This window comes from Pseudomonas sp. C9-3 (assembly GCF_032392015.1).
Taxonomy (GTDB): Bacteria; Pseudomonadota; Gammaproteobacteria; order Pseudomonadales; family Pseudomonadaceae; genus Pseudomonas; species Pseudomonas nitroreducens.
This window is the reverse complement of sequence record NZ_CP135919.1, coordinates 444,521-462,859: the sequence shown is the minus strand read 5'-3', so window position 1 is coordinate 462,859 and position 18,339 is coordinate 444,521. Positions and strand designations below refer to the sequence as shown.

Below are 18,339 nucleotides of genomic sequence, written 5' to 3'. Positions count from 1 at the left end.
ACTCCTCATATGCTCTTGAGCATGCGCCAGAGCGTGTAGACGCCCAGCACCTGCAGCCCGAGGGACGTCAGCAGCATCCAGCGGCCGCCGCTGTCGAGCCACATGTTCATCAGATAGCCCGGGTTGGTGAAGAGGATGTAGCCGCCCAGGCTGATCGGCAGCACTGCCAGCACGAACGCGCTCAGGCGCGTCTCGCCGGTCATGGCGCGCAGCTGGCGACTGAGCTTTTCGCGCTCATGGATGACCTTGATGATGTTTTCCAGCAGGTCGGTGGTGTTGCCGCCGTAGCGATGGTTCACCGCGACGCCCAGGGAAAACACGTGCAACTCCTCCACGTCGTAGAGCTCGGCGACTTCCTGCAGCGCCTCGGGCAGGCTGATGCCCAACTGAACGTGGTGGGTGACCAGCGAGAAGATTTCCCGCAGCGGATCGTCGGCAGCACTGACCGCCTGGGAGATGGCATCGCCCAGCGTGCGGCCGGAGTGCAGGCTGCGCACCACCTGGTCGAGAAAATTGGGCATCTGCCGGATCATCTTCTGCAACCGGCGCTGGTAGAGCACGTTGAGCAGGATGTGGAAACCTGCCAGGGCCAGGCCGACGCCGCACAGGAAGCCGACGGGCCCGACGATGCGCTCGCACAGCAACCCCAGCAGGAACGCCGCCAGGGCCGTGCCCAGCAGCCAGATACGCATGTCGGCGATGCCCGCGCGGCGCATGCGTCGCGCCAGCCAGTGGCTGCTGCGGCCACGACCGCTCTGCACGATGGGCTCGCCACTCAGGCGGCGCATCACCTGCTCGTTATGCCGCGCGCGCCAGCTCATGCCGCTGAGCACGACGCCAACCGCCGCCAGCGCCAGGCTGGCGAGAATCAGCCAGAGCGCGCCGTTCACAACAGCACCTGGCGGAATTTCAGCCCGCTCGGCTGGGCGGTGCGGACGAACTGCCCGGTGCCGCGCCGATCCAGGCTGAACAGCGAGTTGGTGACGTAGACGCCGTCGCGCACCTCCAGCACTTCGAGTATCTCGCTGATGCAGCGACGGCCGTTGGACAGGCGGGTGATCTGCACGACGACATCCAGCGCCGAGCAGAGCATCTGCCGCAGGGTCTGCTCCGGCACGCGCTGGCCAGTGAGGCCGACGAGCATTTCCAGGCGCAGCAGCGAATCCATGGCCGAGTTGGCGTGCACCGTACTCATCGAACCGTCGTGACCGGTGTTCATCGCCTGCAGCACGTCGAGTACTTCCACGCCGCGGATTTCGCCGAGGATGATGCGGTCCGGGCGCATCCGCAGGGCGTTGCGGATGAGGTCGCGGGCGGTGACTTCGCCGAAACCCTCGGCATTCGGCGGGCGCGTTTCCAGGCGTACCACGTGGTCGTGGCCCAGTTGCAGCTCGGCGGTGTCTTCGATGGTGACGATGCGTTCGCGCTCGTCGATGAAGCTGCTCATGACGTTGAGCAGCGTGGTCTTGCCGGTGCCGGTACCGCCGCTGATGAGGATGTTGCAACGGCTCGCCACGGCCTGGCGGAGGAACGCCAGCATCTCCTCGTTGACGCTCTGGTAGCCCAGCAGGTCGGCGCTCTTGAGCAGCTCCTTGCTGAACTTGCGGATCGACAGACAGGGACCGTCCAGTGCCACCGGCGGGATGATTGCATTGACCCGGCTGCCGTCCGGCAGGCGCGCGTCCACCATTGGGCTGGATTCATCCAGGCGCCGCCCCAGCGGCGCGAGGATGCGCTGGATCACCCGCTGCACGTGGTGATCGTCGATGAAACGCAGGTCGCTCTGGTACAGCCGGCCTTCGTGCTCGATGAACACGCGGTCGGGGCCGTTGACCAGAATTTCCGAGATGCCCGGATCGCGCAGGAGGATTTCCAGCGGGCCGAAGCCGGTCAGCTCGTCCACCACCTCTTCGGCGAGGCGGTCCAGTTCATAGCGGGAGATCGCCAGTTGACGGCGCGCAGCATATTCGCTGACCTTCTCGGAGACGTACTGCGCCACCGCCGGCCGCGCGCCCTCCAGCAGGTTCATGCCGTCTTCGTCGATCTCGTCGATGATGTAGCGGTGCAGGCGCATCTTCAGCGCCTGCAGATCCCGGTCGTGGTTTGCGCCGTGGCCGCTACCGCCGTAATGCTGGGTCATGGGCGCACGGCCCTGGCGCGACCGATCCAGCCGAACAGGCCGCGTTTCTCCACGACGCCGGCGCCCAGTCCCTCGGCGAGGTCACGCAGCTTGACCGTCAACGGATCGCGCGGCGACAGCTCGAACAGGCTCTGGCCGACATTCTTCGAACGCAGGCGCGCTTCGGGGGACGCCGGCAGCACACCAAACAGTTCCAGCCCGAACATCTTGCCCAGGGCCGGCGCATCCGGCGGCACCGATGGCCAATAGCGTTCGATCAGCAGTTCCATGCGCGGCAGCATCGGGCTGCGCTCACGCAGGCGACGCAGGCGCTCCAGCCCCTTCTTGCAGGAAGGCACGCTCTGGTCCACCAGCCACAGCACGCGGTTGGCCTGGCCAAGCAACTGCGAGCTCAACTCGCCTTCGGCAACGCCCGTCAGGTTGACCAGGATGTGGCTGAACGCGCTGCGCAGGTTGCCCAGCAGCAGGTACAGCTCGGCCGTGGTGACGCGCTCGAGCACGCCGGGCTCGTCGGACAGGCTGAGCACCCGCAGCCCGGATTCGTGGCGGGTGAAGGCGCTGTCGATCAGCGTCTGGTCGAGGCGCCGCAGATTGCGCATGGCATCGGCGAAGGTGAAGGCCGGCTCCATGCCGAGGATGGCAAGCGCTTCGCCGCTGGGCTGGCCGATATCCACCAGCAGCACGCGGTGCTCGGGCTGACGTTGCAGCGCCAGGGCCAGGTGCAGGGCGACAAAGGCGCCGTCGGCGTCTGGCCGGGCGCTGACCAGGCTGATCAGCTCACCCTGCTGGGCAGCGCTCACCGGTACCGTGGGCAACCGCCCGCCAAGACGCCGGACCAGCCCGCTCAGCTCGCTGGCGCGGGCACCGTAGGTGACGAAATCCCTTGCGCCAGCGCGCATGGCGGCGAGCACCAGCTGGTTGTCCAGGCCATCGCCGACGGCCACGACCGAGAGCAGCGGACGCGCGGAAACCAGCCCCTCGATCAACGAACCCTGGGCAACCAGATTGGCCTTGTTCAGGCTGGTGAAGAGCACCGTCGCGCCGGTGACGTCCAGCAGCGACAACAACTCTTCCAGGGTCCCACTGTTGGCCAGAACCACCTGCCCGCATCCGGCCAGGCTGCTCTGCAACCACTCCTGCTCCCCAGGATGCTGGATCAGTGCCACGAAAGTCTGACTCATGCCCATGCTCCCTTCCTTTGCCTTGCCTCCCGCCCTGTGGCGGGTCAGCGCTTCGTAGGTATCCATCAGCGCGACATCCCGCTGTTGGCCTTGCGCCGGTCGAACCGGCCGTCTTCGAGGAAGTAGAACTCGGCGAAGCCCGGGTCATAGTTGCGCAGGCCCTCGCCTGGCAGGGTCGGCAGTGCAGCATTGGCGGCCAGCGGCTGGACCAGGTGCGGGGTGACGATCATCAGCAGTTCGCGGTCGTCCTTGTCCAGGTTCGAGGAACGGAACAGCGCACCGATCACCGGGATGCTGCCCAGGAACGGGAACTTGTCGATGTTGCTGATGGTGTTGCTGCTGATCAGCCCGCTGATCACGAAGCTCTCGCCGTCGGCGAGCATCACGCTGGTGTCGGTGCGGCGGACGTTGAGTGCCGGTACGGTGATGTCGGCGGTGCGGATGCCGTTGGAGAAGTCCAGCTCGCTGACCTCGGGGGCGACCTTCAGGGCGATGCGCTTGTCGTTCATCACCGTTGGCGTCAGCGTCAGGCGCACGCCGAATTCCTTGTACTCGATGGTGATGTTGTTGTTATCGCCATTGGGCACCGGGATCGGGAACTCGCCACCGGCCAGGAACGATGCGCTCTGTCCGCTGGTGGCGACCAGGCTGGGCCGCGCCAGGGTGTAGGCGAAGCCGCTGCCTTCCAGGGCATTGATGAAGCCCAGCCACTTGCTGCTGCCACCACCCCAGATGATGTTGAAGCCGCTCTGGTTGGTGCCGAAGTTGCCGCCCAGGCCGCCGTCGACGCCGACCTCAAGATTCCCCAGGCTGCCCGGAGCACCGAGCACAAAGGTGTTGGAACCGCGCCGCACCAGCGACGTGCTCGCCTGCTTGAGCTTGCTGCGGCTGACTTCGACGAAGCGGATGTCGGTCTGCACCTGGTTGGGCAGGCCGCCGGCGGCCATGCCCGCTGCACCGGCGACATCGCCGACGGCACGGCCGCCCACGCGCACCACGCTGCGCAGCGGCTGATCGCCGCAGGTAGTCCAGATCAGCAGGCTGGTCAGGCCTTCGGCCTTGCCGGTGATGAGGAAGTCACGCTTGTCCAGCACCTGCACGTCGGCGATGTTCGGGTCGCCGATGGCCAGGCGCTTGATCGGCACCGGAAGCTGCTGGTCGCGCTGGGCGCCCTGCTCCACATCGAGATTCAGCTGCTGGCCGGCAAGCCCGGCACAGGCACTGGGTACGGCCTGCGCAGTGGAGTGAGCGGCGCAGACCAGCAGGGCGGCGAGGGACAGAATGAAGCGCTTGGACATCGATGCACTCCTTGCTCAATGTGCTTCACGGGTGACTTCGGTACCGCGATAGACCACCACGCCCTGGCTCACCGCCGGCGCGGAAACCTGGCGAGAGGCAGGCACTGTGGTCGACCGCGGCTTGCCGATCAGTTGTTCGAGGGTGATCGGCTGGCTGCTGCCCGCCCCCAGGGAGGCCTCAAGGTAGCGGCCCTCCTGCTCCTTCTCGTAGAGCTTTTCATCCTTGCTGCGCACTGCCAGGCGCAATGACCCGGCCTGGCTGGCCAGCATCAATCGCGAGGTGGCCTCGGCCGGCACGGCCAGCACGGCAGTGCGCGGCGGGCGCGGAGTCTGGTCCTTGGGATCGCCGGCGTTGCGCGCCTGGCCGTCCTTCGCCACGGCAATCTGCTCGCCGTAGGTGAGCACGCGCACGCCGGGCAGCACCACCTGGGCGCTGACGCTGCGCTCGCCGGTCTGCTGGTCCTGGACGAAGAGCATCACATCGACATAGTCGCCGGGCAGGACAAAACCTCCGCCGCCGATGACTTCATCCACCGCGATGGCCATCGCACGCTCGTCAGGGCGGATAGTCCGCGCCAGCGGCCCGCCCGGTTCGGTGATCGAAGAGGAAATGATGCTGCCGGCCGGCACCGCGACCCAGACGCGCTGGCCGATCAGCGCTTCAGGCTTGGGGAAACTTCCACTGGGCGCGGTGCGCAGCTGCTCGACGGCCAGGTCTTCCTTGCCGATCACCGCCAGCGCCGGCAGATCCCGTGCGGCGACGACCACCGGCGTGCGTTGCAGCTTGTCGGCCTCGGCCACTGCCGCGGGCGCCATGTCCTGGACCACACCCACTGCCGGCTGAGCCGGCTTGCCGATCTGAAGCCCGAGGTAACCCACTACCCCTGCGCACACCAACAACAGCCCGGCGAATACCATCAGCACCTTGCTATTCATGAACCCATCCTTGTGCACAAGTGGGAAGTCGTGCCGCTGGCCCGACTCCGCGAAACAAATGCCTGCCGGAGTACGTCCTTCAGACCTTTATTGTTATTTCGGCTGAACAGGAAAGTTCGATAAGAACCTTTCCTGATAATCAGACTCTACTTGTTCCAAAGCAGAATTTAGTAGCTGCGGTAATAGCGTCAAATGCTAACTGCAAATTTCCAATCTCCAGTTAGTTATACTTCCCCGTGACTATAACTTTGGTATTAGCGCTATTTGATCAATTGCATTCGGCCACACTGCGCCTAGCCTGACGGTGAAGTCAGGGCAACCGCCCTGTTTGCAGTCGGGCGTGCACGGAGCGACGGCCATGAAAAACAAAACCTCAGCAAAACAACTTTCGAAGAATATCCTCAGCAAAGCCAAGTCCTTCATACGTGACCGCGAAGGGGCCACCGCGATTGAATACGCGGTCATTGCCGGGCTTATTTCCATTGCGGTATTAACGGCGGCAACTCCGATCGGTACGCGAATCGGCGCACTCATGACGGCGATCAAGACCGCCATCGGCGCCTGATCCACTTCCTGATTCGAAGCGTTCGCGGAGCCGGAAACGACTCCGCCGGCGCCGCTGTCTCCTGCCCGGAGGGCTCGTACATGGAACGCACGATCGACTCAGTAAAACGCCTCTACTCCCGCCTGCGCACTTTCCTTTCCGATCGAGAAGGGGCAACGGCCATCGAGTACGCGGTGATCGCCGGTCTCATATCCATTGCCATCGTCGCCGCAGCTACCCCCATCGGCACCAAGATCGGCTCGTTGATGACGCTGGTGCAGAACGCGCTGGGCCCCTGAGGTCCATGCGGCGATGGGCGCGGTGCAACACCGCGCCCGTTTTCGCATTCAGTCTCTAAAGTCCCGTCCTAGACAGCCGATACATCCTGCCTAACCCTTGTTCCACCTGCAGGATGCTTTCCCCATGCTTCGCTCGCTGTCCTTCTCCAGGAAGATCCTCCTGGCAGCCTCCCTCGTCGTCACCTTCGCCTTCGCCTGTTTCATCCTCTTCAACGACTTCCGCCAGCGCGAGGCGATCCACTCCGACACCGAGTCCTATCTCACCGAGGTGGGCAGCCTGACCGCCAGCAACATCCAGAGCTGGCTGGACGGTCGCATCCAGCTGGTCGAGGCCGAAGCCGCGCAGCTGGCCGATGGCGAACCAACGCCCGAGCGCATCCAGCACGTGCTGGAACAGGCGGTGTTCCAGAAGAACTTCGAGTCGGTCTACCTGGGTGAAGCCGCCAGCGGCGTGTTCACCATGCGCCCCTATGCACCGATGCCCGATGGCTACGACCCGCGTACCCGCGGCTGGTACAAGGACGCCGTGGCCGCCGGCCGGCTGATCGTCACCGAGCCCTTCCTGGATGCCGGCACCAACGAGCAGATCCTCGCCATGTCGATGCCGGTCATGCGCAACGGCCAACTGGTCGGTGTGGCCGCCGGCGACATGAAGCTGGAGACCATCACCGCGATCATCAACTCGCTGAAATTCGACGGCGACGGCTATGCCTTCCTCGTCAGCGATGCCGGCAAGATCCTCCTGCACCCGGACAGCAGCCTGATCTTCAAATCCCTCGGCGAGGTCTACCAGCAAGGCGCACCGAAGGTGCAGCCGGGCGTGCAGGAAGTCAGCATCAACGGTGAAGAGCAACTGGTCTCGATGACGCCGGTGAAAGGCCTGCCGGGAGTCACCTGGTACGTCGCCCTGGTGCTCAACAAGGACTCCGCCTACGCAATGCTGAGCGACTTCCGCAACACCGCGATCATCGCCACCGTGATCGCCATCGTCGCCATCCTCTTCCTGCTGGGCATGCTCATCCGCGTGCTGATGGCGCCGCTGACCGACATGGGCCGCGCCATGCAGGACATCGCCCAGGGCGAAGGCGACCTGACCAAGCGCCTGCAGGTCGCCAGCAACGACGAGTTCGGCGTGCTGGCCAATGCCTTCAACCGTTTCGTCGAGCGAATCCACGAGTCGATCCGCGAAGTGGCTTCCACCGCACGCAGCCTGCATGACGTCTCGCAGTTGGTGGTGAACGCCTCCAACTCATCGATGAGCAACTCCGACGAGCAGTCCAACCGGACCAACAGTGTCGCCGCAGCGATCAACGAACTGGGCGCCGCCGCCCAGGAAATCGCCCGCAACGCCGCCGACGCCTCGCACCACGCCACCGATGCCTCGCACCAGGCCGGCGACGGGCGCCAGGTGGTCGAGCAGACCATCAGCGCGATGAACCAGCTGTCTGACAAGATCAGCTCCGCCTGCGCCAACATCGAGGCGCTGAACAGCCGCACGGTGAACATCGGGCAGATTCTGGAGGTGATCAAAGGCATCTCCGAGCAGACCAACCTGCTGGCACTGAACGCCGCCATCGAAGCCGCCCGCGCCGGGGAAGCCGGGCGAGGTTTCGCTGTAGTGGCGGACGAGGTACGCAACCTGGCGCACCGCGCCCAGGAGTCCGCGCAGGAAATCCAGAAGATGATCGAAGAGTTGCAGATCGGCGCCCGCGAGGCCGTGGACACCATGACCGAGAGCCAGCGCTACAGCCTGGAAAGCGTGGAGATCGCCAACCGTGCAGGCGAACGCCTGGCCAGCGTGACCCACCGCATCGGCGAGATCGACTCGATGAACCAGTCGGTCGCCACCGCCACCGAGGAACAGACCGCCGTGGTCGACTCGCTGAACATGGACATCACCGAGATCAACACCCTCAACCAGGAGGGCGTGGAAAACCTCCAGGCCACCCTGCGCGCCTGTGCCGACCTGGAGAACCAGGCCGGTCGCCTGCGCCACCTGGTGGACAGTTTCCGCATCTGATTCCGGCGGAAACGAAAAAGGCGCCTCCGGGCGCCTTTTTTGTTCGCGAGCAAGTTCGCTCGTACAAGAGACCTCGCTCCCAGCAGGACTGTGGGGGCCGCTCGACAGCCGCCTGTATCACTGCTGAAACACCCGCCACAGAGCCACCTCTACCGTTCGTCCGACTCTTTCAAGCTTCCACAGGCCACGCCGAAAGCAAGGGTGAAGGCCTTTGATAGCAACCAACAAACCGGGCCTGTCTTCACTGCCAGGACAAGGGAGTCCCGGCCAAGCCCGCACGGCTATCCGCCGCGCCGGCGCCGTCCGTTTCACACCACGGGGACGGACGTTCTGCGGCGACACCGGATCTGTCGCCCGGACCCACGCCGTTCAGGCATCCCACTACCTCCGGACTCGACGCAGCATGATCAAGAGCCTGAAATTCAGCCATAAGATCCTCCTGGCCGCTTCTCTTGTTGTTTTCTCGGCATTCGCCCTCTTCACCCTCTACAACGACTACCTGCAGCGCAACGCGATCCGCGAGGACCTCGAGGACTATCTGCGGGAAATGGGCGACGTGAGCGCCAGCAACATCCAGAACTGGCTGAGCGGCCGTCTGCTGCTGATCGAAAGCACCGCACAGACCATCGCCCGCGACAGCGCAGCGGACCACCTGAGCGCGCTGCTGGAACAGGAGACCCTGCGCAAGACCTTCAACTTCACCTACCTGGGCCAGGAAGACGGCACCTTCACCATGCGCCCGAACAGCGCCATGCCTGATGGTTACGACCCGCGCACCCGCCCCTGGTACAAGGATGCCGTCGCGGCCGGCGGCACCACGCTGACCGAACCCTACATCGACGCGGCCACCCAGGAACTGATCATGACCGTGGCCACCCCGGCCCGCGCCGGCGGCAAGACCGTAGGCGTGGTCGGCGGCGATCTCGGCCTGCAGACCCTGGTACAGATCATCAACTCGCTGGACTTCAGCGGCATGGGCTATGCCTTCCTGGTCAGCGGCGACGGCAAGATCCTGGTGCACCCGGACAAGAGCTTCATCATGAAGTCCCTGGCCGACATCTACCCGCAGAACACGCCCAGGATCGGCGGCGGCTTCAGCGAGGCCGAGCTCAACGGCCACACCCGCATCCTCAGCTTCACCCAGGTCAAAGGCCTGCCATCGGTGAACTGGTACATCGGCCTGTCCATCGACAAGGACGCCGCCTATTCGATGCTGAGCAAATTCCGCACCTCGGCCGTCATCGCCGCGGCCATCGCCATCGTCGCCATCCTGCTCCTGCTGGGCATGCTGATCCGCGTGCTGATGCAGCCGCTGACCACCATGGGGCGCGCCATGGAAGACATCGCCCAGGGCGAGGGCGACCTGACCAAGCGTCTGAAGGTCGCCAGCAACGACGAGTTCGGCGTGCTGGGCAACGCCTTCAACCGCTTCGTCGAACGTATCCACGAATCGATCCGCGAAGTGGCTTCCACCGCACGCCAGTTGCACGACGTCTCGCAATTGGTGGTGAACGCCTCCAACTCATCGATGAGCAACTCCGACGAGCAGTCCAACCACACCAACAGCGTCGCCGCGGCGATCAACGAACTGGGCGCCGCCGCCCAGGAAATCGCCCGCAACGCCGCCGACGCCTCGCACCACGCCACCGATGCCTCGCACCAGGCCGGCGACGGGCGCCAGGTGGTGGAGCAGACCATCAGCGCGATGAATCAGCTGTCGGACAAGATCAGTTCGGCCTGCGCCAACATCGAAGCGCTGAACAGCCGCACGGTGAACATCGGGCAGATTCTCGAAGTGATCAAAGGCATCTCTGAGCAGACCAACCTGCTGGCCCTCAACGCTGCCATCGAGGCCGCCCGTGCCGGGGAAGCCGGCCGTGGCTTCGCCGTGGTCGCCGACGAAGTGCGCAACCTCGCCCACCGCGCGCAGGAGTCGGCCCAGCAGATTCAGAAGATGATCGAGGAGCTGCAGGTCGGCGCCCGCGAAGCCGTGGACACCATGACCGAGAGCCAGCGCTACAGCCTGGAAAGCGTGGAAATCGCCAACCGTGCCGGCGAGCGTCTGGCCAGCGTGACTCACCGCATTGGCGAGATCGACTCGATGAACCAGTCGGTCGCCACCGCCACCGAGGAACAGACCGCCGTAGTCGACTCGCTGAACATGGACATCACCGAGATCAACACCCTCAACCAGGAGGGCGTGGAAAACCTCCAGGCCACCCTGCGCGCCTGCGCCGACCTGGAGAACCAGGCCGGTCGCCTGCGACACCTGGTGGACAGTTTCCGCATCTGATTTCGGCAGAAACGAAAAAGGCGCCTTCAGGCGCCTTTTTTGTTCGCGAGCAAGCTCGCTCCTACAAAAAACCTCGCTCCGTGCAGGACCGAGGGGCGCCTGGCCCTTGCTCGCGAACCGCCCCGAGACGAACCCGCCGGTGAATTCGCTTTCGCCGGTACCGATCTGATTCACCACAGACGGCTCTGCAATTACCGCCGCTTGCTACCGCCCAACAGCGCGCCCATCAGCCCTCGCACCAGTTGCCGGCCGATCTGGTTCGCCGCCTGGCGCACCACAGTCTTGCTGACCTGGCTGGCCAGGGAACCAAGGATCTCGCCGGCCATACCGCCGAAGTCGGTGCCCTTCTCTTCCTTCCCCTGGGTCGGCGCCATCTTGTCGTCGGCGCGGCCGGTGAGCTTTTCGTAGGCAGACTCGCGGTCGATCGGCTGGTCATAACGCCCGGCCAGCGGCGAGCGACGGATGACGTCCGCACGCTCGGCATCGGTCAGCGGGCCGATGCGCGACTGCGGCGGCGCCACGGCCACGCGCTCGACCATTGCAGGAGTGCCCTTCTCTTCCAGCGTGCCAACCAGCGCCTCGCCGATGCCAAGTTCCGTGAGCACCTTCAGGGTGTCGAACGCCGGGTTCGGGCGGAAGCCATCGGCCACCGCGCGCAGGGATTTCTGCTCCTTGGCCGTGAAGGCACGCAGGCCGTGCTGGATGCGCAGGCCCAGTTGCGCCAACACGTCGTCCGGCAGGTCGCTGGGCGACTGGGTGACGAAGTACACGCCCACGCCCTTGGAACGGATCAGCCGCACCACCTGCTCCAGGCGGTCCTGCAAAGCCTTGGGCGTGCCGTTGAACAGCAGGTGCGCCTCGTCGAAGAACAGCGCGAGGATCGGCTTGTCCGCATCGCCGCGCTCGGGCAGTTGTTCGAACAGCTCGGCCAGCAGCCAGAGCAGGAAGGTGGCGTAGACCTTGGGCGCGTCGTGTACCAGCTTGCTGGCATCCAGCAAGTGGATGCGCCCGCGACCATCGGCCTCGGGGCGCAGCAGGTCTTCAAGTTGCAGTGCCGGTTCGCCGAAGAAGTCCTCGGCCCCCTGCTGCTCCAGCAGCGCCAGGCGCCGCAGCAGCGCCTGGGACGAAGCCGCGGTGAACAGCGCTCGGTCCTCGCCGAGCACTTCCGGGTGTTCCTTGAAGTGGTTGAGCAGCGCCTTGAGGTCCTTCAGGTCGAGCAGCAGCAGGCCTTCGCGGTCGGCCACCTTGAACGCGGCGAACAACGCGGCCTGCTGGCTCTCAGTCAGTTCCAGCAGGTTGGACAGCAACAGCGGGCCCATCTCCGACAGCGTGGTGCGCAGCGGGTGACCGGTCTTGCCGGCCACGTCCCAGATGCTGACCGGGTAGGCCTGGGGCTTGTAGTTCAGCCACGGCATGCTGGCGATGCGCTCGGCTACCTTGCCCTGAGGATTACCGGCGGCGGCGATGCCACACAGGTCACCCTTGATGTCCGCAGCGAACACCGCGATACCCGCATCGCTGAAAGACTCGGCGAGGTGCTGCAGGGTCACCGTCTTGCCGGTGCCGGTGGCGCCGGCGATCAGGCCGTGGCGGTTGGCGAGCTTCCAGGACTGGCCGACCGGCTGCCCGTCGGGACCCGCACCGATGATGAGTTCGTTCGTGGCTGACATCCGTTGTTCCCCTTCTGTGGGCCTGTCGCGCCAGCAGGCCTGTCGCGATGAGTGCTTGAGCAAGAGTGGCGCGTCCCGGCGCGCTGCGCAATCGGCTACCCCGGTACTTTGAAGACGTGCTTGAGGTAGTGAAGGAAGTTCTCGTCCTTGCACTGGGTCTTGCCTGGCGCATCCGAGATCTTCGCCACCGGATGGCCATTGCAGGCGGTCATCTTCAGCACGATGTTCATCGGCTGCACGCCCGGCACATCACAGGTGAAATGGGTGCCGATACCGAAGCTGACGTCGATGCGCTCGCGCAACGCACGGTAGATTTCCAGTGCCCGTGGCAGGTTGAGGCCATCGGAGAACACCAGGGTCTTGGTCTGCGGGTCGATACCCAGCCGCTCGTAATGCTGGATGGCTTTTTCCGCCCATTCCAGCGGGTCGCCCGAGTCGTGGCGCAGGCCGTCGAAGAGCTTGGCGAAGTAGAGGTCGAAGTCCGCCAGGAAGGCGTCCATGGTGATGCAGTCGGTCAGGGCGATGCCCAGCTGCCCACGGTATTCGCGCACCCAGGCGTCCAGCGCGGCGGCCTGGCTGTCGATCAACCGCGGGCCGAGTTGCTGGTGCGCCATCAGCCACTCATGGGCCATGGTGCCCAGCGGCTTGACGCCCAGCTCGCGCGCCAGGTGAACGTTGCTGGTGCCGACGAAATGCCCCGGGAAGCCGTCGCGCAAGTCCCGCACCACCGCCTCCTGCACCGGGTAGGAGAAGCGTCGGCGAGTGCCGAAATCAGCCATCTTGAAGCCGGCCAGTTCTTCCGTGCTGGCCTCCCCGCGCAACCAGTCGAATTTTTCCTGCAGCCGCTCGCGGACCATCGTCAGCGTGGCGCCCGGATGACGGTGTCGGTTGCGCACTTCGCTGATGATCGCCAGCAGCGGCACTTCGAAGAGGATCACATGCAGCCATGGGCCCTTGAGCCGCAGGTACAGCTCCTCATTCTCCACACCCAGCTGGACGTAGTTGGGGTTGAAGCGGAAAAGGCCAAGGAAGCGGATGAAGTCCGGCTTGAAGAACGGGATGCGCTCGAGGAAGGCCAGGTCCTGCGGCGCGAAGGAAAGCTCCGCCAGGCGCTCGATCTGCTCGCGCAGCGGATCCAGGTAGGCGCGCAGATCCTCTTCATTGCGGCAACGGAACTCCCACTCCACCTCGGCGTTGGGGTAGTTGTGCAGCACTGCCTGCATCATGCTCAGCTTGTAGAAATCGGTATCCAGCAGGTTCTGCACGATCCGCCGGGAAAATGCGCTGTCGCTCATGCTCGTCTCATTGCAGGCTTCGAATCGGCAGTCTAAACCGGCCGCCCACAAAAAACCCCGCCGAGGCGGGGTTTTGAGTTCGAATCAGAAATCAGCGTGCTTTGCTCTGCGACATCCCGAAGAGGAAAAGCAGCAGGTCATCGTCCGGGCGGATGTCCTGTTGCTTGGCGCGCAGGTTGGGCGGGATGGGGCAGCTGTCCAGGCCGCCTTTTCCGGTGATGACCGAAGGCCCCGGCTCATGCCAGGCCGCCGCCGCCAGGGTTGCCACCCCGAGCGCGCCAACGAGGAGCAAACCTCGCGTAATTTCTAACTTCATGTCTGCAACCCTTTGATGGCGCTGCCAAACGCCGCTTGGTAACCATAGACAAAGGCCTGCCATTGCGCCTCAGTCCACGACGAGCGGCGTTTCACCTGGCGAAGATCATGACGCGCAGCACGCTGGGCGCTGAAGCGCTGGCGGGCTTTTTCCATGTCAATCAGGGCCACTTCGATCTTGTCGCCGTCCACCTTCACGAACACGTGCTTGAGGTAAAGGCAGCCGTGTTGCCAGCGGCCGGCGTTAAGTTTTGCAAGGGTACTACCGTAATGTTGCAGAATTCTTTGGTGCAGCGCTTCACCCCAGCGTTCCTGATCGCCACGGGCATAGCAGTCTTCAAGGCTGCTGAAACCGTCGAGGGATTCGGTGACCAGCAGGGCCTGCCATTCACCGTCCACCTTGCGGCAACCGGCATAGACCAGCGTCGGCACCCTGACTCCCAGCGCTTCGGCAGCCTTGAGCGCATTGCGCTCGCGAATCGCCGTGGGGTAGCCAAAGGGATGCAGCAGGTCACGGTAGATGTGGCCCATCTGCTGCTTGCGATAGAGCATCCGGCCGTCAGAGGTCAGGACTCGCTGCACACCGCTCTCGCCACCGCGCCGACGGTTCGGCTCCTCGACCCACTTGCCGGGTACCTGGAGCCAACGGTCGATGGCGTTCTCACCGGAAATTTGCTGCAGCGAAGCCAGATCAACGGCCATCCATCACTCCTTACGCAGAATGTAGACCCGCCACATATGGATGAGCGGGACGAAATCAATGTGATCCTGGACCTTGAAACCAGCCTGGCGGAACTCCGCCTCGATGGTCTTGGCGGGAATCACGAAGCGGTTCTGGTAGGCGTGTTTCTTGCGGGTCGACTCGGCGCGCGCACGTTTCCAGGACTTGAAGTTGCCATCGACCCACAGCGACAGGATCACCGAATCGCGACTTACGCGGTGAAATTCGCGCAGCATCGTCAAACGATCATCAGATTCGCCGATGTGGTGCATCAGGCGCATCGAGAAGATGCTGTCGACGGCGTTGTCCGGCAGATCAATGGCAAACGCCGAAGTCTGCAAAGGTCGGACGCGTTTTACAACCTCATTCGGTTGACCGGCACAGGCGACGGCAATCATGTCAGGCGAATTGTCCGCCCCGATGATCACCCGATTCTCCTTTTCAGCCAGCATCGGCCAGAAGCGTCCAGCGCCACACGGCAGGTCGAGCACCAGGTTGGGCTGGCCGGCAAGCTTGAGGGCCTGGCGGGCTATCTGGACATCGCGCCAATGGGAAAGTTTCCGGGACAGTCCGGCCTGGTGCTTGCGCAGGTAACGCTGCGCATGCTGGCGGTCGTACTTCTGGGAGAATTCCAAGTCGACGGGTTTTTCAGTCATCGGATTATTACCTTTCCCGAATTCAGGGCGAACGATACAAACCAGCCTGTCACAGCCGGGTCATGCACTTGTGAAGATTTTGTCAAACCACGGCTAGGCGAACTTCGAAGCGGCAGCCATGGGGTTCTGCGGGACGCAGCGTGACGTCCCAGCCTTCGGAGGCGCAGATCCGCTTGACCAGCGACAACCCGAGCCCAAGCCCCTCACCACGCGGGTTCTGGCCTCGAACGAACGGCTGGAAGACCCGCTCTCGCTGCTCTTCCGGGATGCCGGCGCCGGTGTCTTCGACCCAGAATCCGCTCGGTCCAAGTTGTAAGCGGATGCTGCCGCTTTCGGTGTAATGCATCGCATTGCGCAATAAATTGCTCATCACCGAGCGCAGGAAAGGCGCGTTGAATTGCCCGGTCATCTCCTGGTTCGCCTCGTATACCAGCGTCAAACCTTTTGCCTCGATGGGGCCGCGCCACTGCGCTACCAACTCATCTCCGATCTGCCGCAGCCCGGCCCGAGAAACGATGGCCATGTCCTTGCGCTGGGCCCTGGCCAGCATGAGGAATGTCTGCACCAGGTCGCGCATTTCCTCGCAGGCACTGTTCATGCGCGCCAGTTGAGCGCGCGCCCGCGCGCTGAGTCCCGGCTCCTCCGCCAACAGCTCGCAACTGGTGGCGATCACCATCAGCGGCGTACGCAGTTCGTGACTGACATCGCTGGTAAAGAGCTTTTCCCGAGTCAGCACGTCGTGCAGCCGCCCCATGGCGTAATCGAAAGCCGCCGCCAGTTCACCCACTTCGTCGTTGGCGTAATCCGGCGACATGGGCGGCGCCAGCTCGAGCAACTGATCGCGATGCCGAACCTGGCGCGCCAGGCGTGCCACCGGCTCCATGACCTTGCGCGCCAGCAGCCAGCCCAGCACCCCGGACAAGGCCAGGCTCAGGACATAGCCGGTGACCACGGCCGCATAGAGAATCTGCTCGCGTGCTTCGAAGTCGCTCTGGTCCTGCAGCAGGACGAAGCGGCGACCATCGACGTCGCGCGCCAGCGCGTGGAAGGACAGCTCGCCATCGAAGACTTCGTGAAACCCTTCATCCAGCCGGCGCAGTGCCGGCGGCATGGCGTAGACGCCGGCGCCATCGCTGATGAAGAAACGCATGCCCGGATCGAGCTTGGGAGCCTGGCCGTTGCCCAGGTCCTCATTGAGGATGCGATCCAGCTCACCACCCAGGTCGCGGGAAATCAGACGCTCCTCGACGATGTGAACAACGCCGACGATTCCCACCGAGAACAGGCCGCCGACGGCGGCGGTCATGAGTACGAAGGCAAAGACAATCCGGCGGGAAAGGCTCTGCTTATACTCCATGCGTTTCCTCTGCCAGCTTGTAACCGACACCGTGCACCGTGTGCAGCAGGGAGGACGCGAAGGGCTTGTCGATCACCTGGCGAAGCTGGTGCACGTGGCTGCGCAGGCTGTCGCTGTCAGGGCAGTCATCGCCCCAGACAGCTTCCTCGAGCACATCGCGGCGCACCACGTGCGGGCTCTTCTGCATCAGCACCGCCAGCAGCTTGAGGCCGATGGGGTTGAGTTTCAGCGGTTTGCCGGCGCGGTTCACCTCGAGGGTGTCGAGGTTGTAGCTCAGGTCGGCGACCTGCAACTCGCGGCGACCGCCACCCTGGCTCCGGCGCAGTACCGCTTCGATACGGGCGGCCAGCTCGGACAACGCGAAGGGCTTGAGCAGGTAATCGTCGGCGCCCGAGCGGAAGCCCTGCAGGCGGTCGTCCAGCTGGTCGCGGGCGGTGAGCATGATCACCGGTGTGTCGCGGCGCGCGTCTTCACGCAGCCGGCGGCACAGTGTGAAACCGTCCAGCCCCGGCAGCATGACGTCCAGTACGATCAGGTCGTAATGGGAGGTCGCCGCCAGGTGCAATCCGGACAGGCCGTCCTGGGCGCAATCCACCGTGTAGCCCTTGAGGCCCAGGTAGTCGGCCATATTGGCCAGGATGTCCCGATTGTCTTCAACCAACAGAATACGCATGTGCTCTCCTTTCGCGAACAGCACTCTAGCCTAACTGGCTTAAATGGACCTTAAGCGCCTTTAACGGTTTTTTCACACTTGTTCGCACTGACACGGTAGCACTGACACCGCAGCCCGCTGAGCACTAGCGCTCCGCGGTAGTCAGTCATCCTCGCCGGTGACGCCAAACTCGATTGGCGTCTTCACGTAGAACAGCTTCACACCCGCCTGGCGAATGGCTGCGAAAATGCGCTCGGACTCTTCCTCGCTGACCGCCATGGTGACTTCCTGTGGCTGGTCGGCCAGTTCGAAGAAGTGCGCATAGTGAATGCGCCCGGTCTTGCCGAATCCTTCGCTCGCCGTCATCAGGGTGGCACCGCGAACACCTTGCCGGCGCGCCTCCTCCAGCAGCCACTGGGCCAGCGGCAGGCCGGCATGCTTGCGATCCTGCTGGGTGAAGAACTTCAACTGGTAGCCGTTCATCTCTTCCTCCGAAGGCCTGTGGCCTCTCTATCGCTGGCGCCCGAGCGGGACCTCTCCTGCCCGAACCTAGCGGCCCATCAGTGCGTTCACCGACCAAAGCCCGGCCAGGGTCATCAACAGGGATCCGGCAAGGTGCGTGGCGACAGTCCCCATGGCCCAGGCCAGCCGGCCCTGCTGCAACAGCACGACGACTTCCGCCGAGAAGGTCGAGAAAGTCGTGAGGCCACCGCAGAACCCGGTGATGATCAGCAAGCGCCACTCGGGCGCTACGCCGGGGGTGTTGGCGAAGAAGGCGATGGCCGCGCCGATGATGTAGCCGCCAACCAGATTGGCGACCACCGTGCCCGGCGGCATCGACGGCAAAAGGGTATTGAGCTTGAGCCCGAGAACCCAGCGCAGCAAGGCTCCGAGGGCGGCGCCGAGGGATACGGCCAGAATGGATTTCAACATGATCCTGTCCTGGAAGGGATGATTTGGAC

18 protein-coding genes are annotated in these 18,339 nt (G+C 64.1%); 4 read left to right on the top strand and 14 right to left on the bottom strand.

What is annotated here, in order from left to right:
- Positions 1–5 precede the first annotated feature (5 nt).
- The 5 genes from RS899_RS02135 to cpaB all read right to left on the bottom strand — a co-directional run bounded on the left by RS899_RS02135 (position 6) and on the right by cpaB (position 5,555).
- Positions 6–890, bottom strand: coding sequence for a type II secretion system F family protein (locus RS899_RS02135; RefSeq protein ID WP_054906559.1), 885 nt, complete (start codon positions 888–890; stop codon positions 6–8).
- Positions 887–2,140: a type 4b pilus Flp biogenesis ATPase TadA gene (gene tadA, locus RS899_RS02130; RefSeq protein ID WP_315808970.1), complete on the bottom strand. Its 1,254-nt coding sequence runs from the start codon at positions 2,138–2,140 to the stop codon at positions 887–889. The genes RS899_RS02135 and tadA overlap by 4 nt, the downstream gene beginning before the upstream one ends.
- A complete protein-coding gene (gene tadZ, locus RS899_RS02125) occupies positions 2,137–3,321 on the bottom strand; it encodes a type 4b pilus Flp biogenesis protein TadZ (protein WP_054906690.1) in 1,185 nt (394 codons plus the stop codon). Before tadZ ends, tadA begins: the two co-directional genes overlap by 4 nt.
- Before the next feature lie 65 nt (positions 3,322–3,386).
- Positions 3,387–4,619 carry a type II and III secretion system protein family protein gene (locus RS899_RS02120; RefSeq protein WP_233299307.1) on the bottom strand — a complete coding sequence of 411 codons (1,233 nt, stop codon included), beginning with the start codon at positions 4,617–4,619 and terminating at the stop codon, positions 3,387–3,389.
- A 15-nt stretch (positions 4,620–4,634) separates the two neighbouring features.
- Positions 4,635–5,555, bottom strand: a complete 921-nt coding sequence (gene cpaB, locus RS899_RS02115) for a Flp pilus assembly protein CpaB (protein WP_315808969.1) — start codon at positions 5,553–5,555, stop codon at positions 4,635–4,637.
- A 358-nt stretch (positions 5,556–5,913) separates the two neighbouring features.
- On the opposite strand from cpaB, the gene RS899_RS02110 reads away from it, so the two are divergent.
- From RS899_RS02110 to RS899_RS02095, 4 genes are all read left to right on the top strand, one after another.
- On the top strand, positions 5,914–6,120 hold the full coding sequence (locus RS899_RS02110; protein WP_054906563.1) for a Flp family type IVb pilin: 207 nt from the start codon (positions 5,914–5,916) through the stop codon (positions 6,118–6,120).
- Positions 6,121–6,200: 80 nt separating this feature from the next.
- Entirely contained in the window at positions 6,201–6,398 is a 198-nt protein-coding gene (locus RS899_RS02105; protein ID WP_233299309.1) for a Flp family type IVb pilin, read from the top strand.
- A 124-nt stretch (positions 6,399–6,522) separates the two neighbouring features.
- Entirely contained in the window at positions 6,523–8,418 is a 1,896-nt protein-coding gene (locus tag RS899_RS02100) for a methyl-accepting chemotaxis protein (protein WP_233299310.1), read from the top strand.
- 403 nt (positions 8,419–8,821) lie between these two features.
- Entirely contained in the window at positions 8,822–10,711 is a 1,890-nt protein-coding gene (locus RS899_RS02095; RefSeq protein WP_315808968.1) for a methyl-accepting chemotaxis protein, read from the top strand.
- Between the two features lie 191 nt (positions 10,712–10,902).
- On the opposite strand, the gene RS899_RS02090 is transcribed toward RS899_RS02095, so the two are convergent.
- From RS899_RS02090 to crcB, 9 genes are all read right to left on the bottom strand, one after another.
- A complete protein-coding gene (locus RS899_RS02090) occupies positions 10,903–12,381 on the bottom strand; it encodes a helicase HerA-like domain-containing protein (RefSeq protein ID WP_037018801.1) in 1,479 nt (492 codons plus the stop codon).
- A gap of 95 nt (positions 12,382–12,476) precedes the next feature.
- Entirely contained in the window at positions 12,477–13,676 is a 1,200-nt protein-coding gene (pncB, locus tag RS899_RS02085; protein ID WP_315808967.1) for a nicotinate phosphoribosyltransferase, read from the bottom strand.
- A gap of 91 nt (positions 13,677–13,767) precedes the next feature.
- Complete coding sequence (locus RS899_RS02080) at positions 13,768–13,992, bottom strand: hypothetical protein (protein ID WP_024764091.1); 225 nt, start codon at positions 13,990–13,992, stop codon at positions 13,768–13,770.
- Positions 13,989–14,693 carry a lipopolysaccharide kinase InaA family protein gene (locus tag RS899_RS02075; RefSeq protein WP_233299314.1) on the bottom strand — a complete coding sequence of 235 codons (705 nt, stop codon included), beginning with the start codon at positions 14,691–14,693 and terminating at the stop codon, positions 13,989–13,991. The genes RS899_RS02080 and RS899_RS02075 overlap by 4 nt, the downstream gene beginning before the upstream one ends.
- A gap of 3 nt (positions 14,694–14,696) precedes the next feature.
- A complete protein-coding gene (locus tag RS899_RS02070) occupies positions 14,697–15,368 on the bottom strand; it encodes a class I SAM-dependent methyltransferase (RefSeq protein WP_054906569.1) in 672 nt (223 codons plus the stop codon).
- Positions 15,369–15,450: 82 nt separating this feature from the next.
- The gene (locus RS899_RS02065; protein ID WP_054906570.1) at positions 15,451–16,725 is read right to left on the bottom strand and encodes a sensor histidine kinase; all 1,275 of its coding nucleotides are present in this window, start codon (positions 16,723–16,725) and stop codon (positions 15,451–15,453) included.
- Positions 16,715–17,398: a response regulator transcription factor gene (locus tag RS899_RS02060; RefSeq protein ID WP_024764087.1), complete on the bottom strand. Its 684-nt coding sequence runs from the start codon at positions 17,396–17,398 to the stop codon at positions 16,715–16,717. The genes RS899_RS02065 and RS899_RS02060 overlap by 11 nt, the downstream gene beginning before the upstream one ends.
- 141 nt (positions 17,399–17,539) lie before the next feature.
- Complete coding sequence (locus tag RS899_RS02055; protein WP_315808966.1) at positions 17,540–17,860, bottom strand: DUF190 domain-containing protein; 321 nt, start codon at positions 17,858–17,860, stop codon at positions 17,540–17,542.
- A 66-nt stretch (positions 17,861–17,926) separates the two neighbouring features.
- Positions 17,927–18,310, bottom strand: coding sequence for a fluoride efflux transporter CrcB (gene crcB / locus RS899_RS02050; RefSeq protein ID WP_054906572.1), 384 nt, complete (start codon positions 18,308–18,310; stop codon positions 17,927–17,929).
- Positions 18,311–18,339 lie beyond the last annotated feature (29 nt).

What these genes read in the sequence shown, in the direction of transcription:
- tadA (WP_315808970.1), bottom strand. Translation starts at nt 2,140, where the DNA reads ATGACCCAGCATTACGGCGGTAGCGGCCACGGCGCAAACCACGACCGG.
- tadZ (WP_054906690.1), bottom strand. Translation starts at nt 3,321, where the DNA reads ATGAGTCAGACTTTCGTGGCACTGATCCAGCATCCTGGGGAGCAGGAG.
- RS899_RS02120 (WP_233299307.1), bottom strand. Translation starts at nt 4,619, where the DNA reads ATGTCCAAGCGCTTCATTCTGTCCCTCGCCGCCCTGCTGGTCTGCGCC.
- cpaB (WP_315808969.1), bottom strand. Translation starts at nt 5,555, where the DNA reads ATGAATAGCAAGGTGCTGATGGTATTCGCCGGGCTGTTGTTGGTGTGC.
- RS899_RS02110 (WP_054906563.1), top strand. Translation starts at nt 5,914, where the DNA reads ATGAAAAACAAAACCTCAGCAAAACAACTTTCGAAGAATATCCTCAGC.
- RS899_RS02105 (WP_233299309.1), top strand. Translation starts at nt 6,201, where the DNA reads ATGGAACGCACGATCGACTCAGTAAAACGCCTCTACTCCCGCCTGCGC.
- RS899_RS02100 (WP_233299310.1), top strand. Translation starts at nt 6,523, where the DNA reads ATGCTTCGCTCGCTGTCCTTCTCCAGGAAGATCCTCCTGGCAGCCTCC.
- RS899_RS02095 (WP_315808968.1), top strand. Translation starts at nt 8,822, where the DNA reads ATGATCAAGAGCCTGAAATTCAGCCATAAGATCCTCCTGGCCGCTTCT.
- RS899_RS02090 (WP_037018801.1), bottom strand. Translation starts at nt 12,381, where the DNA reads ATGTCAGCCACGAACGAACTCATCATCGGTGCGGGTCCCGACGGGCAG.
- pncB (WP_315808967.1), bottom strand. Translation starts at nt 13,676, where the DNA reads ATGAGCGACAGCGCATTTTCCCGGCGGATCGTGCAGAACCTGCTGGAT.
- RS899_RS02080 (WP_024764091.1), bottom strand. Translation starts at nt 13,992, where the DNA reads ATGAAGTTAGAAATTACGCGAGGTTTGCTCCTCGTTGGCGCGCTCGGG.
- RS899_RS02075 (WP_233299314.1), bottom strand. Translation starts at nt 14,693, where the DNA reads ATGGCCGTTGATCTGGCTTCGCTGCAGCAAATTTCCGGTGAGAACGCC.
- RS899_RS02070 (WP_054906569.1), bottom strand. Translation starts at nt 15,368, where the DNA reads ATGACTGAAAAACCCGTCGACTTGGAATTCTCCCAGAAGTACGACCGC.
- RS899_RS02065 (WP_054906570.1), bottom strand. Translation starts at nt 16,725, where the DNA reads ATGGAGTATAAGCAGAGCCTTTCCCGCCGGATTGTCTTTGCCTTCGTA.
- RS899_RS02060 (WP_024764087.1), bottom strand. Translation starts at nt 17,398, where the DNA reads ATGCGTATTCTGTTGGTTGAAGACAATCGGGACATCCTGGCCAATATG.
- RS899_RS02055 (WP_315808966.1), bottom strand. Translation starts at nt 17,860, where the DNA reads ATGAACGGCTACCAGTTGAAGTTCTTCACCCAGCAGGATCGCAAGCAT.
- crcB (WP_054906572.1), bottom strand. Translation starts at nt 18,310, where the DNA reads ATGTTGAAATCCATTCTGGCCGTATCCCTCGGCGCCGCCCTCGGAGCC.